Annotated in this window: 11 protein-coding genes; 6 read left to right on the top strand and 5 right to left on the bottom strand. The window is 40.6% G+C overall.

Going from position 1 to position 15,805, the window contains the following annotated elements; genetic code table 11:
• Both V7K38_RS03610 and V7K38_RS03605 read left to right on the top strand, forming a co-directional pair.
• Nucleotides 1–464, top strand: a 464-nt coding sequence (locus V7K38_RS03610; protein ID WP_334855512.1) for a tetratricopeptide repeat protein, incomplete at its 5' end; no start/stop codon positions are given.
• Nucleotides 465–494: 30 nt separating this feature from the next.
• Complete coding sequence (locus V7K38_RS03605) at nt 495–788, top strand: hypothetical protein (RefSeq protein ID WP_334855511.1); 294 nt, start codon at nt 495–497, stop codon at nt 786–788.
• An 84-nt stretch (nt 789–872) separates the two neighbouring features.
• On the opposite strand, the gene V7K38_RS03600 is transcribed toward V7K38_RS03605, so the two are convergent.
• Nucleotides 873–4,289 carry a leucine-rich repeat domain-containing protein gene (locus tag V7K38_RS03600; protein ID WP_334855509.1) on the bottom strand — a complete coding sequence of 1,139 codons (3,417 nt, stop codon included), beginning with the start codon at nt 4,287–4,289 and terminating at the stop codon, nt 873–875.
• A gap of 476 nt (nt 4,290–4,765) precedes the next feature.
• On the opposite strand from V7K38_RS03600, the gene V7K38_RS03595 reads away from it, so the two are divergent.
• Nucleotides 4,766–5,674, top strand: a complete 909-nt coding sequence (locus tag V7K38_RS03595; protein WP_334855507.1) for a peptidoglycan-binding domain-containing protein — start codon at nt 4,766–4,768, stop codon at nt 5,672–5,674.
• Between the two features lie 871 nt (nt 5,675–6,545).
• Here V7K38_RS03595 and V7K38_RS03590 read toward each other — a convergent pair.
• The gene (locus V7K38_RS03590; protein WP_334855505.1) at nt 6,546–7,640 is read right to left on the bottom strand and encodes a response regulator; all 1,095 of its coding nucleotides are present in this window, start codon (nt 7,638–7,640) and stop codon (nt 6,546–6,548) included.
• 1,719 nt (nt 7,641–9,359) lie between these two features.
• Between V7K38_RS03590 and V7K38_RS03585 the strand changes: the two genes are divergently transcribed.
• Nucleotides 9,360–9,557: a hypothetical protein gene (locus tag V7K38_RS03585; RefSeq protein ID WP_334855503.1), complete on the top strand. Its 198-nt coding sequence runs from the start codon at nt 9,360–9,362 to the stop codon at nt 9,555–9,557.
• Nucleotides 9,558–9,696: 139 nt separating this feature from the next.
• Here V7K38_RS03585 and V7K38_RS03580 read toward each other — a convergent pair whose 3' ends face one another.
• Together V7K38_RS03580 and V7K38_RS03575 are read right to left on the bottom strand one after the other, a co-directional pair.
• On the bottom strand, nt 9,697–10,125 hold the full coding sequence (locus tag V7K38_RS03580; RefSeq protein WP_334855502.1) for a DUF2358 domain-containing protein: 429 nt from the start codon (nt 10,123–10,125) through the stop codon (nt 9,697–9,699).
• 12 nt (nt 10,126–10,137) lie between these two features.
• The gene (locus tag V7K38_RS03575) at nt 10,138–11,292 is read right to left on the bottom strand and encodes a glycoside hydrolase family 10 protein (RefSeq protein WP_334855501.1); all 1,155 of its coding nucleotides are present in this window, start codon (nt 11,290–11,292) and stop codon (nt 10,138–10,140) included.
• A 240-nt stretch (nt 11,293–11,532) separates the two neighbouring features.
• On the opposite strand from V7K38_RS03575, the gene V7K38_RS03570 reads away from it, so the two are divergent.
• Nucleotides 11,533–12,396 (top strand): alpha/beta fold hydrolase, encoded by an 864-nt coding sequence (locus V7K38_RS03570; RefSeq protein WP_334855499.1) that lies wholly within the window; start codon nt 11,533–11,535, stop codon nt 12,394–12,396.
• Nucleotides 12,397–12,699: 303 nt separating this feature from the next.
• A complete protein-coding gene (locus tag V7K38_RS03565; protein WP_334855498.1) occupies nt 12,700–13,155 on the top strand; it encodes a pentapeptide repeat-containing protein in 456 nt (151 codons plus the stop codon).
• Nucleotides 13,156–13,550: 395 nt separating this feature from the next.
• On the opposite strand, the gene V7K38_RS03560 is transcribed toward V7K38_RS03565, so the two are convergent.
• Nucleotides 13,551–15,662: a M3 family metallopeptidase gene (locus V7K38_RS03560; protein WP_334855497.1), complete on the bottom strand. Its 2,112-nt coding sequence runs from the start codon at nt 15,660–15,662 to the stop codon at nt 13,551–13,553.
• Nucleotides 15,663–15,805: the final 143 nt, after the last annotated feature.

Here is a 15,805-nt window from a genome sequence, read left to right as displayed (position 1 = left end):
TTGGGATTGCACTGTACGCTCAAGGGAAGTTGGAGCAAGCGATCGCCGCCTACCAAAGAGCTTTGCAAATCGACCCAAACTATGCAAACGCTCACAATAACCTGGGTTTAGCACTGGACAAGCAAGGGAAGTTGGAGCAAGCGATCGCCGCCTACCAAAGAGCTTTGCAAATCGACCCAAACTATGCAAACGCTCACTATAACCTTGGGATTGCACTGTACGCTCAAGGGAAGTTGGAGCAAGCGATCGCCGCCTACCAAAGAGCTTTGCAAATCGACCCAAACTATGCAAACGCTCACAATAACCTGGGTTTAGCACTGGACAAGCAAGGGAAGTTGGAGCAAGCGATCGCAGAACTGGAAATAGCTGTTCGCCTCGATCCTAGTAGCACTCTTATTCGTAAGAACTTAGAGATTTATAGGAATGAGAAGAAGGGTTTTTGGGGGCGTTTATTTGGTGAGTAGAATATTCTCAGTCTGATTCATCTCAACGGTATGCGCTCAACTGTTGTTGATGATGCGATCGCTCCATCTCAAAGCTTCATCATTCCACCTCTGAACTCGGAGGTTGCACCTTTTAACACTAATTGTCGAGTAAAAAAGGCGATCGCTCGACCTTTAACCCTCAAAGTTGCACCTTTTATCCTCGAACTTGCGCCTTTTATCCTCGAACTTGCGCCTTTTATCCTCAAAGTTGCACCTTTTATCCTCGAACTTGCACCTTTTATCCTCGAAGTTGCGCCTTTAACCCTCATCATTCTACTTTTGAACTTAAAGCTTGTACCTTAGAACATAAATTGTCTACTTAAAAGGGCGTAAGTCTAGCTTGTCGGAGACATTGCTCAACCTCTGAGCTTAATCAATAGGTTATTTTTACTCATCTAAACGCTGTGCGATCGCATTCAACAATTCCTCAAACTCTGATTTGCTGTGAATATCAGGGGTAAGCGTGTTCATATCTTTTAGCAGATTGGTTAGTTCTGCGATCGTGTTGCGAATCTCAGTGTATTGGTCAATTTCTTCTCGAAACCCCTGTAAATTAGCTGCATTAACGCCTTTCATCCCTTCATCTAATTCTTTAATTTCTTCTTCCCAATGCTTAATATATTTAAGTCTTGCAACAGGTTTATAAATTTGGGCATCTGCTAGCATAATTGGGAAAATTCGATCATAAAATTCACCATTTTTAGCAATTTGCACTAGCTCAAACATACAATTGGGAGATTTTAAATACTTGTCACTGATAACTGCGATCGCGCATTTACCCCTTCCTATCCGTTCCATGAAGGCTTTAATTAGTCCTTTGTAGCCCAAATCGCGTTTGTCCCTGATGATTTTGATTCCTTTTGCCTGCAAAGTCTCATCCAGTTGATTGACAAATTGCTCACTTTCTCCACCCCAAGCATAAGAGATGAAAATTTCCTTCTCGAATTCCATTGCAGATTGACTATTCATGATGAGTTTTTGTTCTTGTTTGCTATCTCGTAACCGATGTGTCAATGATTCATCTCGCTTTCGTTCCAGTTCGTTTTGCAACTGTGCAACCTGGGGGTTGACTTCCTTATCTGGTCTATCAGATTGGAACAACACATCATCAATTAACCTGCGGACATTTACCATTTGACGGCTTTTCCTGCATTGAATCAGGTAAGCACCATCATCTAGGAACTCACGCAGTTCGTTCAGAGGATAACTATAAGGAGTTTGGCTTCCGTCACATTTTTCGCAGTTACAAGGAACTAGGGTTTGATATTGCAAACGTTCGTAAGAGTTGTGGATTTTTTCGAGTTCATGGGTGATGACAGCCATCAATTCTTTTTTGCGGTTTCCGGCTACACGGATTTTAATTTCCCGTTGATTGTAGTTTTCAATGATTTCAGCACGAGTTTGGTCTTTGTTGAGAACAACACCGTTTTTCCAAACGAGTTTTTGCTGTTCAATCCAAGGGTGCGTCTCGACAATAAAGCGGGTGAGGATGCCTTTGGGCATAAATGTATAGGTGTAGCGCAGGATTAAGTTATTGCGATCGTCCCAGGTATAATTAGCTTTTCCAATAGAAAGCAATTGAGGCGCAATATAAATGTCATGGCGGCCAGGGATTTCGTAGCAAAGCTTGAACCGCATCATTAATTGCAGGAGTTCATCTCGCATATCTGCATATTCGCCGTCTTGCCAAATATCTTTAAGGTTTTCCTTGGTAAAACAACCTAGCTTTTGCTTGACAGTTTGACTGTCCAAAACTTTGTAGACGGCAGTTGTACCCCATTCCGGTTTGAGGATGACGTAGTGTTTGAGTGTAGAATCGTCTTGAAAGTGGAGGCAAACGCCGAGGTCATGTAAATAGCTACTCAAGCGCAGCATATCTTTACGGTCAGTTAAATTATTAACTCGGCAAAGGTTACAGTATTCTTCAAAGCTGATGTAATTTCGGGAATCGTTCTCTAGGGCGGCTCTGACTCTTACCCAGAGTTTTGGTAGAGGTGTACCAACATGGTCAAGATTGCTGATGTATAGCTGAATAGCTTTTTTAATCTCTGCTAAACCGCGATTAGTATCTAAATTGGTTGGCAGAATTTCCTTGAGGTTGTCAAATTCTCCTCGTAACTGGCCGCCATCAACTTCGCACTGACGGTCTTGTTTTTCGTTTTTGATGATGATAACTGGACTCTTGTCGCTCAAGAGTTCGACAACCTTCAGCCACCAGTAAAAACCAGTGTTTTCTTTGCGAGTGTCGGCAACTAAAGCATAGAGCGATCGCTTGCTGAGGAAAAACTGATGGGTTTGATGGTAGACTTCCTGACCGCCAAAATCCCAGATGTTAACGCGAAAATCTTTGCCATTCGGCTGTGTAAAGTGCCACCGGATCACTTCAATGCCTTCAGTTGATTCCTCATCTGGCTGGAGTTGGTAGGTTTCATCGCTGATTTTCTTGGCTAAAGAGGTTTTACCGGCTCCTCCTTCGCCAATAATCAAGAATTTTGCTTCGTAGAAGGGTTCGGTTTCGTTTGGATCTTGCACCCGAAAATAGAAATCTAGAATTTCATTCACATCACCCAGATTTTCGGATAAATCCTTCGTCCCCAAAATCTCTGGCGGAATGGGGAGTGGATTTCTACGAAGATCCAGCTTTTTCAGGTTTGACAGTTGCCTGATTTCTGGTGGCAGACTGCTCAGTTGATTGTCGCTGAGGTCGAGGGATTGCAGGTTGGTGAGTTGGCCAAATTCCGTTGGCAGACTGCTCAGTTGATTGTTTTCGAGGTAGAGGGATTGCAGGTTGGTGAGTTGTCCAAATTCTGGTGGTAGACTGCTCAGTTGATTGAAGCTAAGGTAAAAGGATTGCAGGTTTGTGAGTTTTCCAATTTCCGATGGCAGACTGCTCAGTTGATTGTTACGGAGATTGAGTGATTGCAGGTTGGTGAGTTGGACAAATTCCGATGGCAGACTGCTCAGTTGATTAATGTTGAGGTTGAGAGTTTGCAAGTTGGTGAGTTGGACAATTTCCGATGGCAGACTACTCAGTCTATTGAAACTGAGGTAGAGCGATCGCAAGTTGGTGAGTTGGCCAATTTCCGATGGCAGACTGCTCAGTTGATTGTTGCCAAGGTTGAGAGTTTGCAAGTTGGTGAGTTGGACAATTTCCGATGGCAGATTACTCAGTTTATTGAAGCTGAGGTTGAGGGTTTGCAGGTTTGACAGTTGCCTGATTTCCGATGGCAGACTGCTCAGTTGATTGTTTTCGAGGTAGAGGGATTGCAGGTTGGTAAGTTTTCCAATTTCTAGTGGCAGACTGCTCAGTTTATTGCTAGTGAGGTAAAGGATTTGTAGGTTGGTGAGTTTTCCAATTTCCGGTGGCAGACTGCTCAGTTTATTGTTGCTGAGGTAGAGCGATCGCAGGTTGGCGAGTTTTCCAATTTCCGGTGGTAAACTGCTCAGTTGATTACTGGTAAGGTCGAGCGATCGCAGGTTGGTGAGTTGGACAAATTCTGGTGGGAGACTGCTCAGTTGATTATTGTTGAGGTAGAGCGATCGCAGGTTGGTAAGTTGGACAAATTCTGATGGCAGACTGCTGAGTTGATTGTTATTGAGGTAAAGGATTTGCAGGTTGGTAAGTTGGACAAATTCCGGTGGCAAACTGCTCAGTTGATTGTTGTTGAGGTAGAGGGTTTGCAGGTTGGTGAGTTGTCCAATTTCCGGCGGCAGCGTCGTTAACCCTTTCCCAGAAAGGTCTAATTCTGTCACCTTGTCTCTGGCAGCTTGTTCAATAATTTGCAGCAGTTCTTCGTTAGTCATTTCGGGTTTTATAGAGGCGATGCCTGACGACGAGTTGCTGCTTGGACGCGCAGCAGAGAAATTGAGCTAATTAATAATGTAGCCTGTATCAAGGATTGCATTGAGGCAATGTGCGCTCATTGCAGACTCCTGCACCCCTACGAAATTGTTCACCATTCAACCTCTGAACTCGAACCATATTAACCAAAAAAACTTAATAGCAATCCTATGTGATTTGTGAAAATTCGCAGTGTCCAGATCCCCGACTTCGTAAAAGTTGTCGGGGATCTAACTTTTCACAAGTGATTTAGGACTGCTATGTATTGCCAATAAATAGTTTTTTATTCAGTGTAATATCTGTGAATTTTTGTGTGCTAAATCATAAATTAATAGTAAAAATTGTAACATCGTGTTCTAGCTAAGAGTATAGTTTCAAACAACATCAATTTTAAAATGATGTTTATACTTAGAAGTAAGTAAATGAAAGCAGGTGCATAATGAAACTACAAGATTTTTTGGGAAAAGATGAGAAATGGTCATTTGATGCGATCGCAGAAGATGCAGATTTGTCTCGTCAAATTCAGGTACTGTTAATCGGCTTAGGTTTGCTAGAACCTCCAGCCGATGGGAAATTTGGCCCTGTTTCTGTGATATCTCTCAAAAAATTTCAAGAATTAGCAAAGACTGAAGAGAGTGACTTTTTAGGAGCAGTCACAGCCAAGAAACTGATTGAAACTAAAATAGACGATCTTCCTCAACCTCCCTTAAAACTAGGCAATGACATTGCTAGTAAGATTGTGAAATACTTGCTATCCAAAGATTATCAGGTATTTACCAATCCCAAAGAATACAACATTGTTTATGTAGAGGGTATAGATGCAGACTGGACTCTCAACAGTGATACACCCAATCAATTTAACGATCGCCGGATTGTGATTGAAGTAGTAAATGGCGTTCCCAAAATCGTAGATCACTGGGAAGCTACTACAGAACCAGGGAAATACTACACTTATAATCCGATGAATCCCAAAGGAGCAGCTAGGATTCAGTTTGGACAATACAAAGCTTGGGCTGTTGGCATCCACGGCACAGCAGAACCTCACGAAGCATTAGTGCAAGTTGGAGATATCACTGTTTGTAGAGATTTCAATAAAGATTTTAAACGGACTGGTGACAAACTTGATACAGGTGATAATTTTTATGTGAATCAACACTACGGCTTTGATTTCCCCAGGAATGATATTCGCCTTGCTAGCGCGGGTTGTTTAGTGGGACGTACTCGTGACGGACATAGAGAGTTTATGGCGATTGTTAAACAAGACCGCCGTTATGTTGCTAATCACAAATATACTTTTTACACTACCGTGATTCCTGGGGATGATTTACTGAAAACGTTTCCAAGATGAGTAATTGGTAACTTTTGACAATTCCCTAATTTCTAGCTGTGGGGAATTTTTTATCTCAAGCCAATAGGATAGTTTTTAATCAATACTATTCGGTTAAGAAAAGAGACGCGAGGAATCGCCGTTTTTACAATAACTTCAAAAGGAACTAGATTTTTAGGTAGGGGCAATTCATGAATTGCCCCTACCATGTATATAGCGGTTCTCAATTGCATCGAATATAGACCTAACCCCCAGCCCCTTCCCTGCAAGGGAAGGGGAGTAAGATTCAAAGCCTCTCCCCTTTTAGGCTAGGGTGTACACACAAGTCTTTTAGAGTTGCTTCATAGGCTTTTGATCCCCCCAACCCCCCTTAAAAAGGGGGGCAAAAGTCTCTAAAAGTCCCCCAATTTATCGGGGGATTTAGGGGGATCTCCAACGATTTTGGGTTTGTACAAAGATGTGTGTACACCGTAGCCCCTTTTAGGGGAGAGGTTTGGAGAGAGGTCAAAATGTATTGCATTCAAAAGAGAAGCGCTATAGTTTTGCATAAACTATAAGAATTATAATTCATAGAATTTAGCAACTTTATTTTGTTCTTTTAGCTAATTGTTTGAACCTTTATATCTTCTAAAAAAATGCTGTTGCAAAAATATTTTTGATTAGTCAGATTTATTTTGATGAAGCGACACAATTCCAATCCACTCCTTCCCAGTATTACGACATCAGTAATAATCGCATCTGGATTGGATTCTAGTGAATAATTATTTTAATTCAGCCAGACAATCATCTATCACTACAATAGTAGTTATTCAGATAATAATCAACCTTAAACTTCAAAAAATATGTTGATTATAGTGAGTTATTTATTATAATAGTAAATTAAATAATATATTTAAAGAATATGTTTAAAGATTGTTTTGAGTAAATCTCCTTGTGTAAAAGGCTTAGTTAAATAGCCAGAGGCTCTAACCATTTTAGCTCTAGCTCTGTCTAGAAATCCTACTTTTTCTGACACCATAATCACAGGTGTATTTTTAAAATTTGAGTTTTTACGCAGCAAAGAGCATAGTTCATATCCATCTAAATTAGGCATTGAAATATCCAAGAAAATTATGTCGGGTTTAGTATTAACAATTTGCATTAAAGCTTTAAGAGAATCGGTAACTCCCACAACAGAGAACATTTGCTCATCTAAATAACTTTGAATAACATTCAATACTGTAGGACTGTCATCAATACAAAAGATTGTGTAGATTTTTTTCTCAGCAGGTTGTTGGATGATTTGCTGACCCCTGTAGGCTGATGGTTTATAGCTGTTTGTTCTAGACGAATTTGGTGTACTTTTGCTTTTAGGTTTTAGCTCATTTATTTTGAATAATTCTGAGGGATGCGACTGAGAAGTTGGTGGTGTTTGACGATAAACGGCTTCTCTACGAGAGGCTTCTCTTTCAGAGACGCTAACGCTTCGGGGTGTTTGGCATTGTTCAACCAGTAAGCGGAGATTCAGATGACAAAACTTTGGCATGTCATCCAGAAAACTTTCAGGAATAAATTCATAACTCCCCTCTTCTAAGTTCAGAAATGACTCCAGAACTTCTAGCGCCAATTGCTCTATCAGCATCGCCGCTTCAGAAGGACTAATATATTTCTGATTGACTAACCAGCAAATAGCCAGATAATCTGGGTTCGGTATCGCTTGATTTTCAATCCCAGTTTCAAATATCGCCCGTAACTGTTGGTGAATTTCACGAGGGAGAGTAGAAATTTGCTGACTCAAGCTTTGCAAATTCCTGTAAAGTGGCTCAAACATTTTCTCTGAGTAGCAGGCATAAATTAGTTTACCTTCGTCTACATATAATGACCAAGAGCCTGAAGTGCTAAACACTTGTAAACAACCAGTAACCGACTTACCGGTGATTTTTTTCAATAAAGATAAAGGCTGGAGCTTTTGGAAAAATCTGTATCTACTAATCGGAAGTGTCTTCATTAGAATAGCTCTAGAATCAAATTAACATTTGCAGGCAAAATTAGTGAATTACCTTTTCGGAATTCACCGTGACTTTGTTGGAAACACTATCAAATAAATATAGCGGTCACATTTGAGTTAGTACAGAGATTTCACACCCCCCAACTCTTAATTAACCAATCTCTGTTAAGTTGGAAATCACGAATTACAATTAAATCAATCCATATTATTGCTCCATAGCAAAATCGCCCGACTGGTTGCCAGGATATAGTATTTCAAAAATTAGATTGGTTTTCTGTATCTTTCGCTAATCTAGCCAATCTAACAGTAGCTCAAATGCAACAAACAGACTATTGGCTCTCGCCCATCAGTCACAAAAGCATCATTGCTTTCCGTATTTTGCAACCTAAAATAGCAGATTATTTGGTTCTCTTAGAAAGGTTTTTTTGCACCTAATGCTAAAGTCTGGAGCAACCGAAATCTCCTGCAACTTAGACGAAAATCCTAGTGAAAGAGGCATTTTAGGGCTTAAGTCCTCTTTGGTAAACGATGTTTTTGTAGCTGTGATAAGAGTCGTCGGGTACTTTTGCTAGAAGTTTATTCTTGAGGGAAACTTCACCAAGAGCATAAGTACTATTAGCAACTAAGCATTAAAAAAGCTCAATGTCTTACTTAGGTTTGTGAGTGTAAATAGGTCGGCGGAATTAAAGGTAACTGGCGATCGCCTCGCGTCTTCGACAGGAGATATCTGTCATTTGTCCTTTGTTATTAGGCATTAGCAAAAGTTTTAAACCTGTTTACGTTTCGTAACATTGTTTGATTTATTCCTACCGACTTACTTAAAGCAACTCTTAATGCTGGGATTGGGCAAAATTATCACTTGCACAACAAGGACAGTAAACCCCCCACCAAGGATGAGTTAGCTGATAATTGCCGCCATAATGGTGTGTGGTGAGATGCATAAGCGACCAGTTCAGCACAGGGGAATCTCTTCATAAGTGATGGAAACGGGTTTTAATGTTGTGTCGGGCTAAATAGTCATCCTGTACAATTTGAAGTGACAAATTCAAGAACTTACAGCACAATTCTTGATTGGTAGTAGTCTGTCAAGTTTAAATTCATGGGTAAGAAAGTTCGTAGTAAGGACTTCAGTCATTATTTTCTTAGAACGCTTTGTGCTTACTACAAACTTTTCATTACTAGCTTGACAGACTAGTAGTATATACCTGCAAAATAGCTATTTTTAGCTAGATGGTAGATAACAAGTAACATACTCACTAAAATTCAGATTACTATAACTTTTAAAAAAAGTTAGCAGCAATATATAAACTTCATGATAAATCAGCAAAGTAAACATAAAAACTAATTAATATTATGTTTCAGTATTTATTTGCTCTAATATCCGGGAAGGCTAAAAATGTACAGTAAAAGATAATATAGTCTACTTATTTAATTACACCTATAAATAAGTGAATCATTTTATAATAGCAATTTGACCGAATAATCTCAAGTTTTAAAAGTCACAAATATAAATACAAAATTATTCCCGTAGCAGTAGTAAATATTGCATTTATTAATCCATAAGCTATATGTAGCAAAAAGACGCAAAGAAATTCCTTTGCGTCTAAGGAATTGAGCGATCGCCTTTATTACCTTCTGTTGTGGAAAATAAGTCTCAAGATAGTGTGTGTCTCACCACAGAACAACTTAAGCTTGGTGTATAAGTTTAGAGAAATAGTGATGAATAAGGAAACAGTTCCTAGTCAAGCTGAAAAATCTAATCCAGAAGGGGAACCATCGGAACTAAGTCCAGAGGTACTCGACAAAATCAAACACCCTGCGAAAATGGACGATGTTATTCGGGAGCAATCACCAGAAGAACGTAAGAGTAATCCAGCTTTAGTACCAGAAAGCATTGACGATCCAACCGATCAATGATCGAGTTTGCGATAGAGTCATCGAAAAACTCAGATTCCCAACTACTCTAAAAACTTGGGAATCTTATTATAGAAGCTATTTGGTTACAAGCCAAAACATAGGTTCGGCGTTTTTGTGCGTTAATTCGTTCGTATCTAAATTAGCTCTTTCCTCCCTTTTGCCAAAACTGGTTTAAAATTTCGCCTGGCTTTCTATCCCAGGTGTCGATATGCTCGGATATCAAATTATCTTGATTGAGTTTATATGTTGAATAGCCATTAAAAAGCAAACCTGCTTTCCAAGGAACACGCAACACTCCCCGCACTGTCCACTTTGCTAAAATCATATCTTCGGCTGACTGAGATACATCATGCACATCAAAGTAAATTTGGCTAAAAAATAGCCGAGCGTGAAATCGCAAAGTCCAAAATATAATGCGATAGTTAAATTTGTATTTGAATGAATTTACCGGGTCTTTAAAATATATATCTTGTGTATAAATGTCATAAGAGATATCTTTTTCAAAAAGTGTTGGTAAATCCTGTTTGAGAATTTTAATTACTTGTTCCACTGAGAATTGAGATTCCACGCGACTTTTTCCTTAAAAAATCTTTTTTAACAACCTTTCTATCCCTTGCCAAATAGAAGATGTCCTTTCGTTAATCACACCAGCCGCATTCAAATCTGACAGAGTGGGAAATGATGCAGACTTAGCATAAGGGCCATTTCGCAAAACTTTAGCTAGGGTATTGTTATTTTCGCGCAAACCTTCGTAAAAAAAGAATACCTCTCCTTGAATACCAAGTTGACGATTGTATTCAATTGCCTGCACCAGATATTCTGGACTAATAGAATAATTGCCAAGCTTCATTAATATTCCCGGTGCTAACTTGGGCAGTGTCGCATCAGTGAACTGTTGGCTTACTAGTTTATCAGCGATCGCACGGTAACTCCCAAAATCACGGCGATAAATCTGCGGCTGAATCATATCGACTATTCCCCGATTCAGCCAGGTGGGTGAGTCTTGCAAATATTCCTGGAATGCCCAATCATGGATATTAGGTGCGATCGCTACTAGCAAATTAGGATTAACTGCTTTCACCTCCCTGTAGAGACGCGCCAAAAAGTCAGTGAGAATATCTGCACGCCACTGTAACCATTGCCTATCCTTGCCATTCTCTGGCGGATTGCGATCGAATTGCTGACGATAGCGGCTGACAGTTCCCACGTCATAGCCACCTTCACACGGGAATGCTGGGAAGCGATCGTCACCTTGAATACCATCCACATCGTAGTTATTCGCAACTTCCAGCACCAAATTTAACAAGAATTCCTGCACTTGTGAGTCGAGTGCATTCAACCACTCAAAGCCGTTTTTTTTCAGTAAGTTGCCGTTAATATCACGCGCAGCCCATTCCGGTTTTTTCTGTAAAAGCACACCACCATTCAAATTGTAGGAACTGGCAAAACCATATTCAAACCAAGGAATGACTTTCAACCCAACTCGCCGTGCCTCCACCACCACTTCTTCTAAAGGGTCACGGCCTACAGAGAGATGGTCAATTTCGACACCAAAAGTCTGCTGCATTGTTTGACTAGGATACATAGTTACTCCCTTATTCCAAACAACGGGAAACACCACATTAAATCCTGTCTCAGCTAGAAAATCCATCGCCTCAGCAATGCGTTCCTTTGACCTGAGAACTTTACTATCAGTAGTGGTCAACCAGATACCGCGCGTTTCTATTGTATTCATTTTATTTGTGTCTCAAATAATCATATTATTGCTCTTGCCTTGACTAAAGAAACTGCTAAATAAATTTCATAAAGGGGATTTTTTATTTTAGTTACTATATTCTAGTAATTGGATGAAAATCTGCTATTTTACTACGAATATCTATCCAAAGTTGAATTGCTATTTTAAAAGTATCTTTTAATAGATATTTTTATCAAAAAAATTGTAAATAATGAATATCACCAACAAAAAACACAACCTATGACTATATTTGAAACGAATTGGAAACACGAATATATAACTACCAATGGGGTAAAACTACACTACGTTACTCAAGGTGAAGGCCCCTTAATGTTGATGTTGCATGGGTTTCCTGAGTTTTGGTACTCTTGGCGGCATCAAATACCAGAATTTGCCCAAAACTTTAAAGTTGTGGCCATTGACTTGCGTGGCTACAACGATAGTGATAAACCAACAGAGCAATCAGCTTATATAATGGATGAATTTATCAAAGATGTTGAGGGAGTAATTAAAGGACTAGGATATCAAAAATGTGTATTAGTTGGACATGATTGGGGCGGTGCGATCGCTTGGAATTTTGCTTATGCTCACCCGGAAATGTTAGAGCAACTAATTATCCTTAACCTGCCTCATCCTGCCAAGTTTGCCCAAGGGTTACGCACTCCCCAACAGTTGCTACGTAGCAACTACATATTTCTTTTTCAACTACCGTGGCTACCAGAATTACTTTTACAATCTTCAGACTACCAAGCCATTGAAACAGCTTTTCAAGGTACAGCAGTTAACAAGAATGCTTTTACGAAAGCCGATATTGACGCATATAAAAATGCTGCGGCAAAACGCGGTGCGCTCACAGCAATGTTGAACTATTACCGCAATATTTTTCAACAGAGAATGCTAAATCAAAATTGGGGTGTTCTGGAAGTAGCAACACTGATGATTTGGGGAGAAAATGACACCGCACTCGGTAAGGAACTAACCTACGATACCGCAGCTTATGTTAGGGACTTTCAAATCAAGTACATTCCTAATTGTGGCCATTGGGTGCAGCAAGAACAGCCTGAATTGGTTAATCAGTATATGCGAGAATTTCTAGAGACTTAACCTAATTTACGATCAAATCATTTGATAGAGTATAAGTACTTATCGAAATAGGCAAATTATAACCAGTAGTGCAAGCTCTTAAAAAGATTTAACAGAGATTTAACACTGGAACCTTTTTCGGGTTTATCGGGTAAAAATCGACCAAAAACAGGATATATGGCGTTTACGATCTCGCTATCATAGCTGTTTCAGATCACAACCAACTTGTTAGTACATAGACAGATTGACCTCACGAAGTTTAGTGAGATAATAGAGTTGTGAGGGACAGAACGGACGCAACTTGATTATTAAGGGGGAAAATATATGAAACTCCAGCTATTAGCGGCCATGGCCTTAGCAACTCCCCTATTTATCGCTACCTCGGTTAGAGCCGAAAATCCGCAGGATTTACAAAAGCTGCTTTCAACTGGGGAATGTATCCAGTGCAATCTATCGGGAGCTAACCTAAGTGGCGCTCATTTAATTGGTGCTGACTTGAGAGGCTCAAAGCTTCAAGGAGCCAACCTTGTAGGGGCTAACCTAGAAGGTGCTGACTTAACTGGTGCAAACTTGGCAGGTGCTAACCTAACATCAGCTTATGTAACCAATGTGAATATGAAGCAAACCAATCTCAACGGAGTAAATTTTACTCGCGCTACAATTCACGATTCTAATGTGTACAAAGCATCAATGAACGATCTTAATCTAACTGATGCCGAGATATTTAACACTGGAATCGGGATTGGTGGAGAGGATGCTGAGATTCCCGATTGGAAATAGGCTGAACTGAGTAGGCAGGTAAAAATAAACACAACATTGGAGAAACTGGTTTTTTGCCAGTATTATCTTTAAAATCTGCCTATACAAGAATAAAAAATGAACCCCTTCTGTTTTGTAATCACTTTACTATGACCAAAGCAGAGGGGGTTTCTTATTGAGATTGAGCCGATATCCATGTCAATCTGGTTCAGCTAACGCTAAAAACCCAACATTTATCGTAAATAAAAGGGTTTAAGACCCCAACCATAAAGGTAGTCCCAGTTTCAGTCGGGGTTTAAATCCCCATCTGAAATTGTCTTTAATTTTGAATTTTGAATTTTGAATTTTGAATTGTTAACTGGCTTAAGGATTGATGCAAGAGACATTGCAATGCAACGTCCCTACGGAGGTATTGTTTAGTTTACAGCAGCGCTGACTAAACCATTGTGCCTGAGCAAAGCGATCGTACTTGGTTTACGACCCCGGAAAGTTTTAAACACCTCCATTGGATGTTGACCACCACCAAGCGCCAGTACCGTATCTCGATAGCGCCTACCTGTAGCTTTTACAGCCTCTTCATCTTCTAGCCCAGCTTCTTCAAAAGCAGCAAAAGCATCAGCGCTCAGTACCTCAGCCCACTTGTAGCTATAGTAACCAGCCGCATAACCACCCTCAAAAATATGTCCAAAAGCACATAAAATTGCATCTTCTGAAAGTGGCTGTAAAACGGTAGTAGTCTTGGCTATGCGATGACGCACATCTGATGGAGTTTCATTACTACCAGGTTTATAGCGGTAGTGTAGTTCTAAATCCACACTGCTCAGGTGAATTTGTCGCAGCGTGGCAGTACCACTCATATAATTACGCGCCGCTAGTAGCTTTTGATAATAATGCTCCGGTAGAGCTTCACCAGTTTCGTAATGCTTCGCCATACCAAACAAAGTGGGTCGCTCATAACACCAGTTTTCCATAAACTGACTAGGTAGTTCCACTGCATCCCACTCCACGTTATTGATGCCTGCGGCTCCGGGATAGTCAACCTTGGTAAGCATGTGGTGCAATCCATGACCAAACTCGTGGAACAAAGTCTCTACTTCATAGAAGGTCATCAAACTAGGTTTCCCATCGATGGGAGGACTTTGATTACACACCAAATAAGCTACTGGTAAGCGGATGGCAGTCGTACCATTTTCAGTAATTTTACCCCGATTAATGCACACATCCATCCAAGCACCACCGCGTTTTTCGGCTGGACGGCTATAGGGGTCTAAGTAGAAATAGGCTATGGGAGAACCAGTTTCATCAGCAATTTGAAAATAACGGACATCCTCATGCCAGACTGGGGCTTGACCATCGGCAGAGGTGACAGTAACACCAAATAATCGCTTAACTAGTCCAAATAAACCATCTAAAACTTGGGGAAGCGGGAAGTAGGGACGCAATTCTTCAGCAGTAAAGGCAAATTTTGCTTCTCTTTGGCGTTCTGCCCAAAAGCTGATATCCCAGTGTTTTAAATCTTCAGCTTCTGCTGCTCCCTGGGCTGCTGCAAAAGCTTTGAGTTCTACCAAGTCTTTAACAGCAGCATCATAACTAGCGCGGCGTAGTTCTTCTAGTAGGGCGTTGACTGCCTCAACATTGGGAGCCATTTTACTAGCGAGGCTCAATTGGGCAAAACTTTTAAAGCCTAGTATATCTGCGAGTTCTTGGCGCAACTTCAAAATGCGCTCAATTAAGGGGTTGTTATCCAAATCGCCAGCAGAAGCGCGGGTGATATGAGCTTTATAGAGTTTTTCACGCAAATCCCGCCGGGTGCTGTGCTGCATGAAAGGGCCATAACTGGGGAAGTCTAAAGTAATCCGCCAGGGGCCATTTTCTGGTGTGGCATTGCTTTCGCCAGCTGCACGAGCAGCTTGGGCTGCTAGACTCACTAAGCTTGGTGGTAAACCGTCAATTTCTGGTTGTGTTGTTAGGGTTAAGCTGAAGGCTTTAGTGGCATCAAGTACATGGTTAGAAAATTTGGTAGAAAGTTCCGCTAACTCCATTTGTATGGCGTTGAAACGCTCTCTTGCGTCTCCTTCTAAGCCAACACCAGAAAGTTCTGCATCTCGAATGGCGGCTTCTACTATGCGCTGTTGGGCTAATTCTAAAGTTGCCCAATTCTCACTGGTACGAAGTCCTTTAAAAGCATTGTAGATGGGTTGGCTTTGACCGAGCTTATTGATAAATTGTACGACTAGTGGCTGTACGATTTCATGAGCTTCGCGCAGTTCCGGGCTATTTTTAACACCCATTAAATGATTCACCACCCCCCAACTCCAGGTAAGCCGTTCAGTCAGCTTTTCTAAGGGTTCTACTAAACCACCCCAAGTAGGCTGTACACTTGCCTCTAAAGTGGCAAGTTGCTCGTCAAGTTCTACTAATAACTGATTGAAGGCTGGTACTACTCGTTCTGGTTTAATCTCTGCAAAGGGAGGTAAGCCAACGCCTTGGAGTAAGGGATTTTCGGAAATAATGGTACTTGCACTCATGGTTTTGTGTGAACTGCGAAGAATAAAAATCAATAATGATTTTTATTTATATATATCTTCTAATGTAGCGATCGCTGTACTAAATAGTCTTGCTATTCTAACAAAAAGCCAAAAAAAGCGAAAATTACTCACAAAGTTCCAGA

Origin of the sequence: Nostoc sp., from assembly GCF_036917465.1 — a bacterium.
In the GTDB taxonomy this organism is placed as follows: Bacteria; Cyanobacteriota; Cyanobacteriia; order Cyanobacteriales; family Nostocaceae; genus Nostoc.
This window is presented reverse-complemented; position numbering and strand designations above follow the sequence as displayed.

Coding starts and splice junctions, on each gene's coding strand:
- V7K38_RS03605 (WP_334855511.1), top strand. CDS start 495: ATGCGCTCAACTGTTGTTGATGATGCGATCGCTCCATCTCAAAGCTTC.
- V7K38_RS03600 (WP_334855509.1), bottom strand. CDS start 4,289: ATGACTAACGAAGAACTGCTGCAAATTATTGAACAAGCTGCCAGAGAC.
- V7K38_RS03595 (WP_334855507.1), top strand. CDS start 4,766: ATGAAACTACAAGATTTTTTGGGAAAAGATGAGAAATGGTCATTTGAT.
- V7K38_RS03590 (WP_334855505.1), bottom strand. CDS start 7,640: ATGAAGACACTTCCGATTAGTAGATACAGATTTTTCCAAAAGCTCCAG.
- V7K38_RS03585 (WP_334855503.1), top strand. CDS start 9,360: ATGAATAAGGAAACAGTTCCTAGTCAAGCTGAAAAATCTAATCCAGAA.
- V7K38_RS03575 (WP_334855501.1), bottom strand. CDS start 11,292: ATGAATACAATAGAAACGCGCGGTATCTGGTTGACCACTACTGATAGT.
- V7K38_RS03570 (WP_334855499.1), top strand. CDS start 11,533: ATGACTATATTTGAAACGAATTGGAAACACGAATATATAACTACCAAT.
- V7K38_RS03565 (WP_334855498.1), top strand. CDS start 12,700: ATGAAACTCCAGCTATTAGCGGCCATGGCCTTAGCAACTCCCCTATTT.
- V7K38_RS03560 (WP_334855497.1), bottom strand. CDS start 15,662: ATGAGTGCAAGTACCATTATTTCCGAAAATCCCTTACTCCAAGGCGTT.